Below are 16,745 nucleotides of genomic sequence, written 5' to 3' on the forward strand. Positions count from 1 at the left end.
ATGCGCCGCGGGCCGGAAAATTGTCTCCGCGAGGAATGGCCCGCCACGTTCATGTGGTGGGGCAGGGGAATTTTCTGGTTCGGGGCGCATTGCTGCCCGGGCGAGGGGCACTCAGCCCCGACCCGCTGGTCCATCGCTCCCCTTTTCCAAACGGGATCAGATCGAGCCCGCGGAACCTTTGCCCTGTCGGACATCCCCGAGGAGGTTGGCGGTCACCCGCCCTCGATCTCCAGACCTTGTGTTTTCATGGCCTTGAGCAGGGACCGGCACAGCGCATCTCTGCCAAAAGCCCGCAGATCGTCGTTGAAATCGCCCATGGTTGGCACGAGTTTACCACAGGCAATTCCAAGCGATTCCAGTTGGTTACACAATCTCGTTGATGCATTGCGTCCAACTTCGTCATTGTCCCGCGCGATCCAGATACGCTTGATCCCCGGCGGCGGGATGAAGAGGCTGAGATGGGTGGCGGTGAGACAGGAGGCGAGATCGAACTCCGGGAGAGCCGTGCCAACCGAGAGGGTGTTCTCGAGACCTTCGCCGACGATGAGATCGGTGCGAGGTGAGCCGGACCAGAAGCGGATGGCATGACCATGAAGCTGCCCGAGGATCCGTTTCGGGCTCTCGATCTCGGCCAAACCACCGGTGGACGGGTCAAGGTAGGCTCTTGCGCATCCGGTGATCTGACCCCGATTGTCGGTGATCTTAGCGAGCAGGGCAGGGGCCCTTTGCGGCGGATCGTCGTCGTCCTCGCCCTGCCGCAGGAAGACCCGCGGGTGAAATCGGAGGGCCGGACCCAGCCGTGTGATACCCCGCACTTGCAGATAGGTGGCAGCCAAGGTGCCAAGCACCGGCTTGCCCGCGGCGAAGAGTTTGCGCGCCCGCGCGATGCGTTTGCTGGAACCTGCATCCCGACGCTCAGCCCTTTGGGTTTCACGAGGTACGGCAGGGCAGGGGGCCTCGCCGAGAAAGGAACGGGCCTCCCTCAGCGTTTCCTTCAGCGTGACCGACCCAAGCCGTTCATGCAGCAGATCGATCAGATCGCCATATTCACCCGTCGCATAGTCGGCCCAGGATCCGGCTTTGCGCCCGCCTTCCGCGTGGAGCCGGATGGCGAGGCTCTGGCCCTTTGCGCCCGAGGTATCGCCAACCTGCCAATAATTGCCCTGCTTCCGCCCCTCGGGGAAATACTGGCGGCAGAAACTCTCGGTCCGGTCTGCGAGATCGGCCGAGAGGTCTGCGATGCTGCACTGCGCGCTCATGCCGCGGCATCCGCGGCGCTGGCGCCAACCGGATGTTCGGCGAGTACACGCGCCAGCACATCGATGCCATCCACCGGGATGAACACCCGCGTCTTCCACTGGATCACCTCGGTGAAACAGCCCATCGCTTTCAAACCGGGCAAGGCCGAACCCGACGCGCCGATCAATTCGAGCCTTGGCTGTCCCATGACCAGCGACCGGCGCAGCTGGTAGCCGCCAAGCAGGCTCAGGGTCGTTCGCGCCTCCATCACCGCGGCGAAGACCTCCTGTGGCGTCATCTCGATCTGACAATCGAGCCCAAGCCGTGCGTAGACGTTCAGGAGTTGCTCCTGGCTGACCAAACGACCGATGGCGCGCTCCCCGTCCTCGGTCTGCAGGCGATAGATCCGCATGTTGTCGGCGGGCAGCCGGTCCCAGATCGCCAGGAGCAACCCACAGATCAGCGTGATCTTGGAGGTGGTGAACTCCGGCACCGCCTCGACCTCGGCCTGCCAGAGCTGTTCGAACATCGCATCATCGATCTCCTCCCAGTGTGATTTCGAAAACTCGGAAAGCGCGAGGATCTCGGTCGCCATGGGCCGCAGCAGTTTCACCCGCAGGATCGGTACACCGTCCTCATCCATGAAGGCCGGCGCCTTCACCATCAGGGCCGCGCGTTTGGAGGAGGTGTTCCAGCACAGCATCGCGCCCTTCGTGTCGGCGCAGATCGCTTTAACCCGGGGCAGGGTCAGCGGATCGTTGCGATCGGTGCGCTCGACCGTCAGCGCGGTGGCCGTCGCCCCCGTCGCCTCACGCTCGAAGATGACTTTTCGGTCTACGATCTCGAATTTTTCCGCACGCAGGGTCTCGAGGCCGACATCGAGCGTGCCCGCCTGACGCGCATCTTCGATGATGGCCGAAAGGAACCCGCCGAAGGCATCAAAAATTGCGTCCTGCATGTCAATCCGCAGCGCCAGGCAGCGATTCAGGAACTGCTGGATCGGCGGCAGGTTTTCTTTCATCGTGCCATCCGCCTCATCGAGCGTCAGCCCGGTCATCTCCTGAAACTTCGCGTAGGAGCAGGCCTCGATCTTGCCCGCCCGCAGCTTGTAGAAGAATTGCCGCAACGCCGCCCGTGCGTAGGGGCTCTCGAGGTTGTCCTCCGCGCGGAACATGTTCTGACCGCCGGTCTCGCGTTGACCCTTGGTGATCGCCCCCAACGTATCGAGGCGACGGGCGATGGTGGAGAGAAACCGTTTTTCGCCCTTCACATTGGTCGCCACCGGCCGAAAGAGCGGTGGCTGCGCCTGATTGGTGCGGTTGGTACGCCCCAGCCCCTGGATCGCATTGTCGGCCTTCCAGCCGGGCTCAAGAAGGTAGTGCACCCTGAGGCGCTGGTTCTTGGCGCCGAGATCAGCATGGTAGCTGCGCCCGGTGCCACCGGCATCGGAGAAGATCAGGATGCGCTTGGCATCATCCATGAAGGCCTGCGTCTCTCCGAGGTTGGAGGAGGCAGGCCGGTTCTCGACCTTGAGCCGCCCCTCGCGCGTCTTCACGATGCGCCGCTTGCGCCCCGTGACCTCGGCCACAGCCTCGCCGCCAAAATGCCAGAGGATTTGGTCGAGCGCGCCCTGCACCGGGGCGAGGGCTCCCAGATGCTCGACGAGCTCATCCCGCCGCCGCTCCGCCTCGCGGCAGATGATCGGGTTGCCATCGACATCGAGGGCGGGGCGGGATCGCAGATCGCCATTCTCGTCGGTGTAAGGTTCAAACAGCTGCGTCGGAAAACTGTGCATCAGATACTCCATGACCGCTTCGCGCGGCGTGAAGTCGACCTGCAGATCGTCCCAGTCCGAGGGCGGAATCTCCTCGAGGCGGCGTTCCATGACCGCCTCGCTGGTCGAGACCACCTGGATCACCGCCGAATCACCCGCCGCCAGATCCGCTTCGATGGCGCGGATGAGCGACGGGCATTTCATGGCCGTGATGAGATGGTTGAAGAAGCGCTGCTTGTTGCTCTCGAAGGCCGAGCGCGCGGCGGATTTCGCTTGGGCGTTCAAGGTGCCAGTTTCGGAAGAAATGCCCGAGGCCTGAAGGGCGGCTTCAAGGTTGGTGTGGATGACCTGATAGGCATCGGCATAGCTGTCGTAGATCGCGATCTGGGCGGGCGTCAGCTCATGCACCAGCATCTCGTATTCGACCCCGGCATAGGAGAGGGACCGCGCGAGATAGAGCCCAAGCGCCTTCAGGTCGCGCGAGATCATCTCCATGGCGGCGATGCCCCCGGCCTCCATCGCGGCAACGAATTCAGCCCGCGTCACGAAGGGGAAATCCCCCGTGCCCCAAAGGCCAAGGCGGGACGCATAGGCGAGATTACCGACGACCGTCGCGCCGGTGGCCGAGACGTAGAGCACGCGCGCATCGGGCACGGCGTTCTGCAGCGCAAGGCCCGCGAGGCCTTGCTGGGAAGCCTTCTTGTCACCGCGGTCGGACTTTTCGCCGGCGGCATTGGCCATGGCGTGGCTTTCATCGAAGGCGATGACCCCGTCGAACCCTTCGCCAAGCCAGGACGTGACCTGGTCGAGGCGGGAGGCCTTGCCCTCGCGTTCGGCCGAGCGCAGCGTGGCATAAGTGACGAAGAGGATGCCTTCAGGGAGACGGATGTCGCTGCCCTGGCGGAATTTCGAGAGCGGCACGATATCGCTCTCACGACCCCCGAGTGCAATCCAGTCGCGCCGCGCGTCTTCAATGAGCTTGTCGCTTTTTGACACCCAAACCGCCCGGCGGCGCCCCTGAAGCCAATTGTCGAGGATGATGCCCGCGACCTGCCGTCCCTTGCCACAGCCCGTGCCATCACCCAGGAACCAGCCCTTGCGCAGACGGAATGCGCCTTCGTCACCCTCAGCTGCCGCCATCAGCTGGCCTTCGATCTCGCCGCGCTTGAACCAGCCCTTCAGGTGCGTCTCGTGCGCATTGCCCGCGTAGATCACGCTTTCGAGCTGCGGCGCGGAAAGGAGGCCGTCCGCGACAAGGGTCTTCGGCAGTATCGGCCGATAGGTCGGGACGGGCGGCGGAACCGAGGCCATGGCGGCGGATTGAACAAGTGCTGTCGGATGCACCGCCGCGCCATCGATCCGGATCGCCTGAAGGTCATAGGCCTCGTAGACCGTGTCCTGCAGCGTGCCCTCGGGTTCGCTCCAGGCTTTTGGCAGGTAGCCGAGCGGGGCCGTTTCGACGTCGTCGAATGGATGTCTGGCGCGTTCCTCGGCGAGCGCTCGGGTTTCCTTGCGCGCGGCGTTGCGCAGGGCGTGCAGGTTGGTGCGGGTAGGGCGAGACGGGACCGACAGGGCCGTACTGGTGGGGCAGGGCGGGGGGCTGTGGCGCTCGGGGCAATGGGTGAGCACTGCGGCGAGAAGTGCAGCGGTCGTGTCGCAGATCGGATGATAGGCGGCCTCTATGTCGACCGGCGCGGTCGCTTCAGCGCCAGCCGCGCGCTTGTCGATCACCGTGAGCCGCGTGTCGATCGTGGTGCCATGCCGCGTGAAGACCCTGCCGTCGATCGCGGCGGAAAACACAACATCGGCGCTTTGGCCGATCCGTTGAAACGTCGACTGGAAGCTCTTCGACGAGGGGCGGAAGCTCTCGCCCGTGATGACGACAAGCCGCCCGCCCGGCGCGAGGCGTGCCAGGGCGGACAGAACGTGCTGACTTGTTGCTTGGCGGAACCGGCCTTCGACATGGTTCGCAGCGGAGAAGGGCGGGTTCATCACGACGACCGAGGGCACGGTGGACCGGTCGAGGCGGTCGTCGATCGAGGCGGCATCGTGGCCTGATACGGCGGCATCGAGGAAAACTTGTCCCAGTAGGGCGCGGCGGGTCTCAGCGAGTTCATTCAGCGCCAGGCGCGTGCCAGAGATCCGTGCGAAGACCGCCAGCATGCCAGTGCCCGCCGAGGGTTCGAGCACCAGATCGTCGACGCGGAACCCCGCCGCCTGCGCAACGATGGCCGCAAGGGGCAGAGGGGTCGAGAATTGTTGCAGACGCACGCTGTCTTCCGAGCGCCGCGTGTGGGACGGGGCCAGCCCGGCGAGGCGCTCGATCATGGTGAGGAAGGCCTGCGATGAGGCGGTCTGGCGCTGCATCAATGCGCCGTAGCGCGAAAGCATCAGGATCTGCGCGACTTCTGCCGCTTCGTAGGCGTCCTTCCAGACCCAGGCACCGCTCGTGTCGCTGGCGCCGAAGGTATCCTCCATCGCGGCGCGGAGGGCTGCAGCGTCGATGGGTTTGCCGGCCTCGAACAGGGGGACGAGGGTTCTCGCAGCCTGGATCAGGTTGTGGGCGAAGCGCGAGACTTCCGGGCGGGCAGGGGCCTCGGGCACGGGCGCAAGTTGGACGGAATGGGGGTGAGCGTTCATCGGCAATCTCCGGGGTTGAGGGTTGGCCCCAAGCCCCGCGCGCACTCTCTCACCCGGGAGGGGTCACCCCTCCCGCCTTGCCTCTCGCTCTTTCATGGGAGTGCTGATCTCCGCCTTGCAGCGGAAACTTATCCCCAGAAACTGGGGATGGGTCTGTGGACGCTGTCGCGGGAGCCCTTGTCAACTTGACGAATTACCAGCTCGCCTTAGTTTTGGGTGGTTTTCGGCCTGCGCATCCGAAACAGGTCCCTCTTCGACCGATTGGCGGCAGTAAGCACCCGGACAACTTTCAGGAAGAGCTTTGAAAAAGAAAAAAGGCGGCATCCGGGAGGAGGTGGATGCCGCCGTTTAGCTTAGATCGGTTCAGGGAGGAGGAGAGAACCGATCACATTCGAAACATAGTGGTCATGCTGCGACCGCACAATAGGCGGGCTATGATATTACTGCAGTGCAGCAATGCGCGACCATTCGGGCTTTTCACAAGAGTGGGAACATGTGTCACCTGTGCCGGTTCCTAAGGGTGAACTTGAGCAGCAGCGGACTGACGTGTTTGACCCGGCGAAGATGTGGGCACCGCCTCCCGCGCTTCGGGCAAACAGCCGGTCTCATAGTCACCGACGAACCCCCAGCAAGCGTCGATTTCCTCACCGTCCTGCTCAATGACATAGCCATAGACCCGGCCGCCAAGATAGGCGTCGTAGGTGACGATTTCAGCCCGCAGGATGTCCTCAGCCTTTTCGCGTAGCGCCTTGGTGACGCGTTTCGTGCCGAACTCCTTCCGAACCACCTCAAGCGTCACATAGACATAACCAACCTGGCCGGAATCCCACGGGCAATGGAACCCAATGGTGTTCATGGCGAGCCCGGAATGATCATAGAGAAACACGGGCAGTAGGATCGCCTTGCGCTCGGCGCGTTCGCGCAACTGGTCCATCGAGAGGTCGCTCTGCTCCGAAACACCGGCGAGATCGCGCAAGAACGCCTCGGGGCTGTCGAACGGATGGCTGTCCCCCAAGCGGTATCGGCGGTGCCAACAAATCAGTTTGCCAAGGTTGCACCACTCCCGTGGGCTCTCAGCATCGGTGTCATGGTAGATCCTGATGGTGTGGCCTTGGTAGGCCTCCTCGTAGACAGGGTCGTGCATGTCGTTATCCTTTCTTGAAACGCAATCGACCCGCCGAGCCAGTTGAGGCCGCAGGCGGGTCGATTGGGACGTGGTCAGATGGTTGGCGAGTTTGCCGATCGGCGGATCAGGCGGCGGCGCGGTTCTGACGATGCTGAACGTGCTCGACAGAGACCTTGAGAAGCCAATCCTCAAACCCGAGAATGGTCTGGTGATTGGCCACCGCTTCGATCCAGACCGCGCGCGGATCGCTGCCGATCTGCGTCGGGTCGTTGTCGATCCGACCACTGGCCATCCACGGTTCGGGTTGTATGCGTCCTAGCCAGTCCGCCAGCGACGGGATACGCCCCTGGCAGTCTTCGCGCACATGCTGCTCGCCAATCCAGCGGATCGGGACGACCCGGCCCGCGCTGTTGGTCAGGATGTGTCCGAAGATCCGTTGGGCATCATAGATTCCGGCCGTATGATGGCGGTAGGCTCGGTGGACAAAGAGGGCCAGGTGCTCTTTGGATGAGTCAAACCAATCATGCACGAACTGGTAGTCATCTGGAACGCCGCCGAACTTTCGGGCCGAGCTTTCTGCGTGATGGAGGGGATGTGCCATGTCAGAGCCCTTCATGTTCGGTGGTGTTGGTCTCGATATAGCGGTTCGAGTGGCTGACATCGATCTTGTCCGCCTCAATCGCCCAGGTCAGTTCGCCATAGCCACCTTCATTGTTCTCGAAACCGGGGCTCAGCGCATAGGCGAAGTCCCAGCCGAAGTCTTCGACGCGGCGCCGCAACTCCTCCGTCAGGGTGACAGTGTCAGGGGTCACGACGACATCCTCAACATTGCCGGAATCGCCGTAACCTTCGTATTGCACCTCGATGCTCGTCACACCGAGGGCGCGCAGCTCGGCAAGGAGCGCCGCGCGGGTCTCAACCCGCTGTTCGGCAGCAAGTCTCTGGGACTCGAGCATTTGCGCGTAGAAATCATTCACTTGTGTCATGTCTTCAGTCCTTTGGAATTGGGAGAGGGGAGGGCGACCGTTACGGGAGGCCGCCCCGTTGGTTTCCTTAAGTGGGCTTCAGGCCGCAGCGTCACCGCGGTTTTCCGCCGTCCGGTCAACCAGGTTGAAATAGAGGTTCTCGGTCGCGCGCTTGAACCCCGGCGGTTTGCGCGGGGCGCGGCAGCGCACCGAAGCGCTGCAGCTTTCGCCATGCTCCATGGCGAACTGCGTCACCTTGTCGATGAGGTCATCCATGCCCGCGGCTTGGATGCACTTTTCAGGGTAGCTCCCGAGCATCTGGAACTGGGTAACAACGAAGGCGCCGTCACGATGCGCGGGATAGAGGGTGATCTGATAATCGAGTGTTTTGGCCATTTCTGGTCTCCTGCGGCGGGCGGGCGCGGGTATCGCGCCCCTTCAAAACCCGCCAGCGCGAAAGGACCGCCCTTGTGCAAGGGCGATCCGGGGCGGTGAGTAGGGATTGGAGGCGTCAGTATTCCGACGGTAGAAGCAGGGTCAGCACGCGACGCGTCTGTTCGAGGTCGGAGGGCTCGGGCGAGCCGTACGTGTAGTCGACATCGTACAAGTCGATCTTGAACCAGACCGCCGTGTCCTCGAAATCGATGACCCCCATCTCGTGCCATCCTTGCGGGTCACTGTCGGCATTGAAGGCGTCAAAGGCGGCAACCCGGCGGGTGAGCTCCAGCTGGGCATCGGGAGGAAGCGCCGCGACGCCGCGTGTCATCACGAATTGGCCCTGTGGGGCTTCGGCGACCGAGGTCGTGACAAGGATGGAACGGCGAAACGCATCGTTCTGCGCGGCGATGAGTGCGGCTTCCCGAACGGGATCGAGGTCGAGCGTGGTGGTCATGGGATGTCTCCGGGACGGGCCAGCCGATCCGATATCGGCTGTAGACAACCCGCCAGCCAGAAAGGGCCGCCCTCGATGTGAGGACGGCCCAAAGTTCATGTGGCAATCAGATCAGTGTTTGCTTCGTCAGGCAGCATCCTCACTGAGGAAGGCGGGCAAGGACGATGGTTCATCGCTCTCCGCCTCTGCCAGAGGGTCTGCGGTGGACACATCCCCCTGCTCCGCCTCGGGTGCATCGCCAATCATGTTGGCGTCCACCTCCGTCGCACCTGCAAACACCATCCCCTCGGGCAGCCAGCGCGTCGTCCTGGCGACCGTCGCCGCGTCGAAACCTTCCGTCTCGCCGGCAGTTTCCGCGAAACACCGTTCCATCGCGGCCGCGATATCGCCCTTGCGCTCGCGATTGCGATCCTCGGCGTAATCGTCTCCAATCAGCTTGCGTGCCGTGGCCACTGAATGACCCTTGTTGACCCGACCCCAGTAATTCTGCGCCGTCGGGCGCCAGCAAGCCGCCACATCGACATCGAGCCGCGCGCCAATCTCCTCGATGATCGGGGAAGGGCGATTGTCGGAGGAGAGCTGCGGCTTGAGCGCCAGACCCGTCGCCCAGGCGAAAAGCGCCTGCTTGTCGGCAACGGGTAGCGCTGACATCGCCCGGAAGTCCTCAGGCTTCTCCAGCTTCATCCAGTCGGTGGCGAGGTCTTGTTCCAGCGCCTCGAGCATCTTCTGGGCTACAGTGTCCGCATGCAGCACCTCGCGGTTCTGCGCCTGGAAAGGCCGGATCGAGATATCGAGCGCCTCGTTGTTGTAGGACCGTCCCAGAGCCTGCTCGCAGAGCGCGTAGAGCATCGCGTCGAACGCCACCTCGAAATCCGCCGCCAGATGCGCCCGCAGGATGTGCTGACGCGTGGCGCGCAGATCGTCGGCAAGGCTCGCCGAAATCCCATCGGCTTTGCGCAACGTCGCGGCCGGGTCGGAGCTCGGCACCGGTGTGGAGGAGGTCGGTGGCGTCACCTTCGGACGGGCAGGGGAGGGGGCTCCTCCCGCATCTGCGGTGACTTCATCGGGCTCGGACGCGGCCGGAATATCCTCCGGTCGCACGAGGCCTTTCTCGACCCGAGCCGCCCCGTCATGTCCGATGGTCAGAACGACACCGGCGATAGCGCGATCTTCGTCTGCGTAAGGTTGCCGTTCGCGCTGAAGGGCCTCGATCTCGCGAAGACGCGGCTCGATGGCGTAATATTCTTTGGTCTCCGCGTCGGTCCAGTCCTCACTGTCATTCTGTGCCGCGAGTTCTTCTTCTCGCGCGATGAGACGTTCCTCCTCGGCGAGCAGGTCCGGATCAGGGTCGATGTCCTGCGGATAGACCCGCCCGAAACTGCGAAACGCGCCGTAATCCACCGAAAGATGCACCTCGACCCATTTCCACGCCGCCTCGAAGGGCTTGGCCGCGGCTTGCAGCTTCTCGATGGCGAGGCGCTCGAGGAGCTCGGGGTTTTCCATATGGGCGCTGGCACGATCGTCGAAGAGATCGCGCAGCAGAACACCGCCCGCCGCCTCATAGGCCTCGATGCCGACAAAGCGCCCGAGGGCCGAATTCGCCGAATGCGCCGTCTCGGTCAGCTGGCGTTTGATGCTTTGCGGATGGATGTGATAGCCGCCCTTTACCGCGTTCCAGACCGCCAGTTGCCGATCATGGTCGTCAGTCAGGGTGAAGGCCATGACGCATTCAAGGGTCAGATCGCCCGTGCGGAACTGCTCGATGATCTCGGGCGCGACACGGGCGAGTTTGAGGCGACGGCGCACGAGGTCGACGGAGACGCCGAATTTCAACGCGATCTCGTCTTCGCAGCGGCCCTCGGCGATCATCGCCTCAAAAGCCTCGAACTGGTCAGCCGGATGCATGGCCGCGCGCTGGAGGTTTTCCGTGGCGGAGGTGAGGACAGCATTGCGCTCATCTTCGACGAGGCAGGGCACAGGATGATCGGCGGGAATGACGCCGTCGTCTGCGAGATGTTTCAGCGCCTTGAAGCGTCGGCCACCGGCATCGACAGCAAAACGTGTCTCTGATAGCGCATGCACCACCAGGTTCTGCTTGATGCCTGTCTCGCGAATGCTGGCGAGGAGTTCAGCATCGTCGCTGGCGCTGGCGGCCACCTTCCGGACGTTGAGAGGGCTCGGCTCCAGCTGGTCGAGCGGGATCATCCGGATATCGGCAACGCCATCAGGCGTTGCCGATCTGGCGGCTTCGGTCTTCTTTGAGGTGGCGGGTTTCGGGCGGGTCGTGGTCTTGGCCATGGTCAGCATCCTTGTCACGCCGGACCCGGAAGAGACTCTCTCTATCCTTTCAAGCCCGGCACCCGGGCTTCCCTTTCTCTGGCTCTGTGCAATTTTGGATCACGTCACCAATCGACCGTTTGTAAACGAATGCAAGGGCGTGCTCTGTGGCACTGCTCATCAGAAACCCCTTCGTTTGCATAGGCTGAGCGCGATCAGAGAATTCTGGCAGACCGTGCCGCGCGCGTGCAATATAAGGAGCGCGGGCGCATTCCGACAAAACCCTTGGGTAAAAAGCAAAAACCCAGTATTTTGCACATATGAAGCCTCAAGCGCCTGCCTTTCATGATGAATCGGACGTTCTCTTTCTCGATGCTGAGGAGGTGGAACAGTCGTCCGAGGACGATCATTGGTTCCTGCCCGGTCCCATGGAAGAGGAGCCGGATTATCTGCCGCCCGGACCGCGGGCCGAACCGCGTGAAGCCGAGGTCCTCGACGATTGGCGGAAAGCAGAGGCGGGTCATGCCGCGCGTCTTGCCCGTGTGGCCGGTCGTGTCGGCGCGCTGGACGACCGCCTGAAGCGCAGCCCGGAAGGATGGCGGCACAGGCTTGCCCTGATCGAGGCTGCCGACCTCAGCTGGTTCGCGGGTGACCGCATTGGCCCGGATCGCATTGCTATTTGGATATCCATGCGCCTGTCAGGCGTTCAAGAGGACCCCGCAGCACTGGCGCGTGTCGGTTGGGCGGTACGTCGTCTGACAGGGGGACCAGGCCCAGAGGTGGACCTTTCTGCCTTCCTCGATCGTCGCGATCCCGAGAACATGGTCGATGACGCCGAGCCTTTCGCGGATCGCGCGGGCGGTTGGCTGAACCTGATGGCGCAAGCCGCCGAGCTGCACCCGATAACCCGTGCCTGCACGGGTTATCACCTCTGGAGCCTTGCGGGCCTTGGGCAGCAGGGCGATCGAATGGAAGCGGCAGTCACGGCCGCGCGGATCGCGACCAGCGAGGGCAAGGGAGCAGTCTTTGCACCTCTGGCCATGGGTGGGGCAGGGGGGCTGCGCGCTGGCGGCCCACCCGCTGACCGTTTGGCGCGTTGGCTTGAGGGGATGGAGACGGCATGTCTGACAGCAATGCGGCACCTAGACGATATTGAAGCATGGTCAGCGCGGGCGGAAGCCGAAATGACACCGCTTTCGGGCAAGACCCCGCGCGCCTTGCGCGCTGTGCTTACCGAATGGCCCCTTGTCTCTGCCCCGATGGGCGAGGTCCTGACCAACGCTAGCCGTGCCGCCGTTCAACGCAATCTCGCCTGGATGGAAGCGCGAGGCTTGATCCGCGAGGTGACCGGCCAGGGGCGATTCAAGATATGGGTAGCGGCACGATCTTGAATCTTCCAGTTCGATGCATGGGAGCTTCAAGAGTTCGGGAAGTTCGTGTCATAGTTTTCAGTTTCCAGAAATCGCGTCGAGCACCGGACAGTTGGGGACTTCGGCGCCAGAACACCTGGATGCCGTTGCAGCGAGGACGGATTCGATCCGCCGGAGATCCGAGATCTTCGCCCGCACGTCCGCAAGGTGACGTTCTGTCCGCTCCTTGACCTCGGCGCAGGTCGGCGCGGCACCATCGTCGAGCCCCATCAGCCCGCGAATGTCCTCCATCGAGAACCCGAGCTTGCGGGCGCGCAGGATGAAGCGAAGGCGCGTGGCGTGTGCGGCGGAATATATCCGGTAGCCTGCGGCGCTGCGCGGCGGGTCGGGCAACAGGCCGGTTTTCTCGTAATAGCGGATCGTCTCGATGTTGCATCCGGTCGCCCGGGCCAGGTCGCCGCGTGTTAAGCTGCTCTCGCTTTCGTGATCGATCATGGGGATTTTCCTCTTGAGCCTGTAGCTACTACAGACCCTACACCCATCGTCAACCACAGACGAAAGGTGCGCGACATGGCGCTGACAGACGACAGAACTGACACCTCAGCAGCGGATCGCCCCGCCCGAAAGGGCTGGCTTGCGGCGGGCGGGGTGATGGGCGCCTTTCTCGCCTCGGCCTGCTGTGTCGGACCATTGGTGCTGCTGACCCTCGGCATCTCGGGGGCCTGGATCGGCAACCTGACGGCGCTGGAGCCCTTCAAGCCGATCTTCGCCGTGATTGCGCTCGGCTTCATCGGGGCGGGATTCCGGCAGGTCTATTTCCGCAAACCGACCGTCTGCGAGCCCGGTTCCTACTGCGCGCGCCCATCCTCGGCGCGCATCACCAAGTCCGCTCTCTGGACCTCCCTGATCCTCGTCCTCGCTGCACTCACCATCGACTGGTGGGCTCCGCTTCTCTACTGATCTCGAAAGGACACCCTCATGAAGACGATCCTTGCCCTTGTTCTGTTCGGCCTGACCGCCACAGCACCCATCACGGCCATCCCTGCCGTCGCGCAAACCGTCGCCGCCGAGCAGACCCTCACCTTCGCGGTGGACAATATGACCTGTGCGCTGTGTCCGGTCACCGTGAAGCGCGCGATGGAGGGCGTCGAAGGCGTGCACGCGGTCGAGATCGACTTCGAGGCGCGCACCGCTACTGTCGTCTTCGACACCGCCGCGACCAGCGCAGAGGCGATCGCCACCGCGTCGGCCAATGCAGGCTACCCGGCGCGCGTCTCGGGTTGACGGGATGACCGAGCGGACAGACCGCAAGCTGATTGCAACAGGTGTCGTCGGCACCGTCATCGCAGCGCTCTGCTGCTTCACGCCGATCCTGGTCGTTCTTCTCGGCGCCGTGGGCCTGTCGGCCTGGCTGGGTTGGCTCGACTATGTGCTGCTGCCCGCGCTGGCGTTTTTAATCGGCCTAACCATCTATGCCGTCTGGCGGCGGCAGCGGCGCAGGGCATCTCAAGAAAATGGATGAGTTCATGAAATTCGAAACCAAGGCGCCCACGGGCGATTTCGACCTCGCCGTGATCGGCGCCGGATCGGCTGGCTTCTCCGCCGCGATCACCGCCGCCGAGGGCGGCAAGCGCGTCGCGCTGATCGGGCATGGGACCATCGGCGGCACCTGCGTGAACGTGGGCTGCGTGCCCTCCAAGACGATGATCCGCGCTGCGGAAGCCCTGCACAGTGCGCAGTCGGCGCATCGTTTTCCGGGCCTCAGCGGAGAGGCGCAGGTCGCCGACTGGTCGGCGCTGGTTGCGGCCAAGGACGATCTTGTCGCTACACTGCGCCAGAAGAAGTACGCCGATCTGCTGCCGGGCTACGAGGGTGTGACCTATCTCGACGAGGGTCCAGGCCGTCTCGTCCCCGGCGGGGTCGAGGTCGGCGGGCGCAGGATCACGGCTCCCAAGGTGATCGTCGCCACCGGCGGTCGACCGGCCAGGCCCGACATCCCTGGGATCCGGGACGCACCAACGCTCGACAGCACGTCGCTGCTGGATCTGGACCAGTTGCCCGAAAGCCTGATCTTCCTCGGCGGCGGCTATATAGGCGTGGAGCTGGCGCAGATGATGGCGCGGATGGGCACGCGGGTTACCATCGTCTGCCGTTCGCGCCTGTTGCCGCGCACCGAGCCGGAGGTGGCGCAAGCGCTCACCGAGGTCTTGCGCGCCGGGAGTGTCACGGTTCTTGACGGCGCAACCTATCACGCCGCGCGGCGCGACGGAGACCGTGCGGTGCTGACCGTGACGGTGAATGGCGCGGAGCGCGAACTGACGGCCGACCGCCTCGTCCTGACGACGGGGCGCGCCGCCAACACCGAGGGGCTGGGCCTCGCGGAGATGGGCGTCGAGACCGACGCACGCGGTGCGATCCGGGTTGGCGACGACATGCAGACCACAAAGCCCGGGATCTTTGCCGCGGGTGACGTCACGGACCGCGATCAATTCGTTTATATGGCCGCCTATGGCGCCAAGTTGGCCGCCCGCAACGCCGTCATGGGCGGGGCCGAACAATACGACAATGCGGCGATGCCCTGGGTGGTGTTCACTGATCCGCAGGTCGCCGGGGTCGGGCTGACTGAGGCGCAGGCGCGCGCGGCGGGTCATGACGTCAAGACCAGCGTGCTGACCCTCGACAACGTGCCTCGCGCGCTTGCCGCGCGCGATACGCGCGGGCTGATCAAGCTGGTCGCGGACCGGGCGACAGACCGTCTGCTTGGCGGCGTGATCATGGCGCCGGAGGGGGCAGACAGCGTGCAGACGCTGGTCATGGCGCTTAAGATCGGTATGACGACGAAGGCACTCGGCGAGACGATCTTCCCCTATCTGACAACGGTCGAGGGGCTGAAACTCGCCGCGCAGACTTTCGACAAGGATGTCGCGAAGCTGTCGTGCTGCGCTGGATGAAACGAGCAGATTTATCCAGCTGTCGCGTAGCCCTTAATTGGGCTCTGCCTCAATCTGTGTGGCGGAACTATCCTGAAACTGGAAAATTCAGGAGGGATAGTTGTGAATTCGAAGAAGCACTGGTCGCCTGGGGGCGAAGTTTCGATTCAAAGCGTCGAGCGAAGTGATTCCGGCGGGTGGATTGTATCGGGCAGTCTGACACCAAACGGCATCTGCCCAGACTGTGGATTGCATTCACGCCGACGTCACGGCTGGCGGCGTCGGCGGCTGCAGGATTATCCCGCCCATGGAGACGAGGTGACGGTTGATCTCGCGGTTTGCCGTTGGCGATGTTTGGCGCCCGCTTGCCCACGCCGGACTTTCTCGGACCAGATCGCCTCGATTGCGCGTCCTTTTGCACGTCGTACTTCGCGTGCCGGGGAGATTGTCAGCCATCTTGGGCATGCGGCCGGCGGGCGGCCCGCCGAGCGGCTCTTGTACCGTTTGGGCCTTGGTGTCAGCGATGACACGGTGCTCAGGCAGCTGAAGAAGTGTGTTCAAGGCACCGCCGAGCCGCCGACGGTCATCGGGATCGACGACTGGAGCTGGCGGAAGTCGCAAACCTACGGCACGATCATTGTGGATCTGGAGCGTCGCGCGGTGATCGACATTCTCGAGGATCGAGATGTCGTCAGCTGCACCAACTGGCTGAAGCGTCACCCCGAGGTGGAAGTGATCAGCAGAGATCGGTGCGGTCTCTACGCCCAGGCTGCACGGCAAGGAGCGCCGCAAGCGAAGCAGGTCGCTGACCGGTTCCATATCGTGCAGAACCTGCGGCAGGCCATCGAGGAGCAGATGAACCTTCACGGCCGTGCGACCGGCAGGGCGCTGCTGTCCGACGCCGACAACATCACCGCCGCCGGAAGCCTTCTGAAGTCACGCCTTGCGCACAGGACGTCTCGGGAAGAGATTTTCACCACCATCCATGTGCTCCGAAATCAGGGGCTTACCTGCAGCGAGATTGGGCGGCGAACAGGGTTCCCTCGTCGCAGCATCGCGAAATGGCTGCAGTTCGAGACACCACCGGACCGCAGGCGGGCCGCTTTGAAGCCGACATCGCCGTGGTACTTTGAAGAGTTCCTGAGCCAAAGCTGGAAGGAGGGCATTCGAACTGGCAGCGCCCTGTTCCGTCTGATCCGAGAGCGCGGTTACGAGGGGAGTCAGTCGCATTTGCAGCGTCTGTTGGCGGGCTGGCGAAAAGCAGAACAGCAAGGGAGCGACTCCAAGGTAGAGCACGAAATCCTTAAGCCAGTCCGGGACCCGGAAACGGGGCACGCGATTTCCCCGGTCATCGCAGCCGCGCTGTGCATCAAACCCCGCGGAAAGCTCACCCCGGATCAAGCGCGGAAAGTCGACGCGCTCAAGGCCGGTTCTCCCGCCTTCGCAACGATGCGAAGTGTCAACGGCGGAGTAAAATTCGGCCATTGTGGCGGAGCAAAAGTCGGCCAGTTTGGGGCGAGCGCCTTGGAGCG

At 63.4% G+C, this 16,745-nt stretch carries 15 protein-coding genes; 6 read left to right on the top strand and 9 right to left on the bottom strand.

From position 1 onward, the window contains the following. Positions 1-212: 212 nt before the first annotated feature. The 8 genes from PXK01_RS19330 to PXK01_RS19365 all read right to left on the bottom strand — a co-directional run bounded on the left by PXK01_RS19330 (position 213) and on the right by PXK01_RS19365 (position 10,934). On the bottom strand, positions 213-1,259 hold the full coding sequence (locus tag PXK01_RS19330; RefSeq protein ID WP_274861366.1) for a DUF7146 domain-containing protein: 1,047 nt from the start codon (positions 1,257-1,259) through the stop codon (positions 213-215). Continuing rightward, positions 1,256-5,653, bottom strand: a complete 4,398-nt coding sequence (locus PXK01_RS19335) for a strawberry notch-like NTP hydrolase domain-containing protein (protein WP_274861367.1) — start codon at positions 5,651-5,653, stop codon at positions 1,256-1,258. The genes PXK01_RS19330 and PXK01_RS19335 overlap by 4 nt, the downstream gene beginning before the upstream one ends. A gap of 514 nt (positions 5,654-6,167) precedes the next feature. Then, the gene (locus tag PXK01_RS19340) at positions 6,168-6,797 is read right to left on the bottom strand and encodes a hypothetical protein (RefSeq protein WP_274861369.1); all 630 of its coding nucleotides are present in this window, start codon (positions 6,795-6,797) and stop codon (positions 6,168-6,170) included. Between the two features lie 106 nt (positions 6,798-6,903). After that, positions 6,904-7,380, bottom strand: coding sequence for a DUF6915 family protein (locus PXK01_RS19345; protein WP_274861370.1), 477 nt, complete (start codon positions 7,378-7,380; stop codon positions 6,904-6,906). 1 nt (position 7,381) lies between these two features. After that, on the bottom strand, positions 7,382-7,765 hold the full coding sequence (locus tag PXK01_RS19350) for a DUF6878 family protein (protein WP_274861371.1): 384 nt from the start codon (positions 7,763-7,765) through the stop codon (positions 7,382-7,384). Positions 7,766-7,843: 78 nt separating this feature from the next. Further along, positions 7,844-8,140, bottom strand: a complete 297-nt coding sequence (locus tag PXK01_RS19355; RefSeq protein ID WP_274861372.1) for a hypothetical protein — start codon at positions 8,138-8,140, stop codon at positions 7,844-7,846. Between the two features lie 115 nt (positions 8,141-8,255). Beyond that, positions 8,256-8,636 (bottom strand): DUF3768 domain-containing protein, encoded by a 381-nt coding sequence (locus PXK01_RS19360; RefSeq protein ID WP_274861373.1) that lies wholly within the window; start codon positions 8,634-8,636, stop codon positions 8,256-8,258. A 126-nt stretch (positions 8,637-8,762) separates the two neighbouring features. Next, positions 8,763-10,934: a ParB/RepB/Spo0J family partition protein gene (locus tag PXK01_RS19365; RefSeq protein WP_274861374.1), complete on the bottom strand. Its 2,172-nt coding sequence runs from the start codon at positions 10,932-10,934 to the stop codon at positions 8,763-8,765. 299 nt (positions 10,935-11,233) lie between these two features. Here PXK01_RS19365 and PXK01_RS19370 point away from each other — a divergent pair, with 299 nt between their 5' ends. Next, positions 11,234-12,304, top strand: a complete 1,071-nt coding sequence (locus PXK01_RS19370) for a hypothetical protein (RefSeq protein ID WP_093744215.1) — start codon at positions 11,234-11,236, stop codon at positions 12,302-12,304. A 57-nt stretch (positions 12,305-12,361) separates the two neighbouring features. Here PXK01_RS19370 and PXK01_RS19375 read toward each other — a convergent pair whose 3' ends face one another. Next, a complete protein-coding gene (locus tag PXK01_RS19375; RefSeq protein ID WP_068286394.1) occupies positions 12,362-12,778 on the bottom strand; it encodes a MerR family transcriptional regulator in 417 nt (138 codons plus the stop codon). 75 nt (positions 12,779-12,853) lie between these two features. Between PXK01_RS19375 and PXK01_RS19380 the strand changes: the two genes are divergently transcribed. The 5 genes from PXK01_RS19380 to PXK01_RS19400 form a co-directional block, all read left to right on the top strand. Beyond that, positions 12,854-13,243: a mercuric transporter MerT family protein gene (locus tag PXK01_RS19380; protein WP_054540711.1), complete on the top strand. Its 390-nt coding sequence runs from the start codon at positions 12,854-12,856 to the stop codon at positions 13,241-13,243. An 18-nt stretch (positions 13,244-13,261) separates the two neighbouring features. Beyond that, a complete protein-coding gene (locus tag PXK01_RS19385) occupies positions 13,262-13,567 on the top strand; it encodes a heavy-metal-associated domain-containing protein (RefSeq protein ID WP_038068071.1) in 306 nt (101 codons plus the stop codon). A gap of 4 nt (positions 13,568-13,571) precedes the next feature. Continuing rightward, positions 13,572-13,805: a mercury resistance system transport protein MerF gene (gene merF / locus PXK01_RS19390; protein WP_082033411.1), complete on the top strand. Its 234-nt coding sequence runs from the start codon at positions 13,572-13,574 to the stop codon at positions 13,803-13,805. Positions 13,806-13,809: 4 nt separating this feature from the next. After that, positions 13,810-15,234, top strand: coding sequence for a mercury(II) reductase (gene merA / locus PXK01_RS19395; protein ID WP_138176578.1), 1,425 nt, complete (start codon positions 13,810-13,812; stop codon positions 15,232-15,234). Positions 15,235-15,336: 102 nt separating this feature from the next. Continuing rightward, positions 15,337-16,745 (top strand): ISL3 family transposase (locus PXK01_RS19400; RefSeq protein ID WP_446728464.1); only part of this gene is annotated, 1,409 nt, incomplete at its 3' end.

The organism is Phaeobacter sp. PT47_59 (assembly GCF_028890025.1).
Classification (GTDB): domain Bacteria; phylum Pseudomonadota; class Alphaproteobacteria; order Rhodobacterales; family Rhodobacteraceae; genus Phycobacter.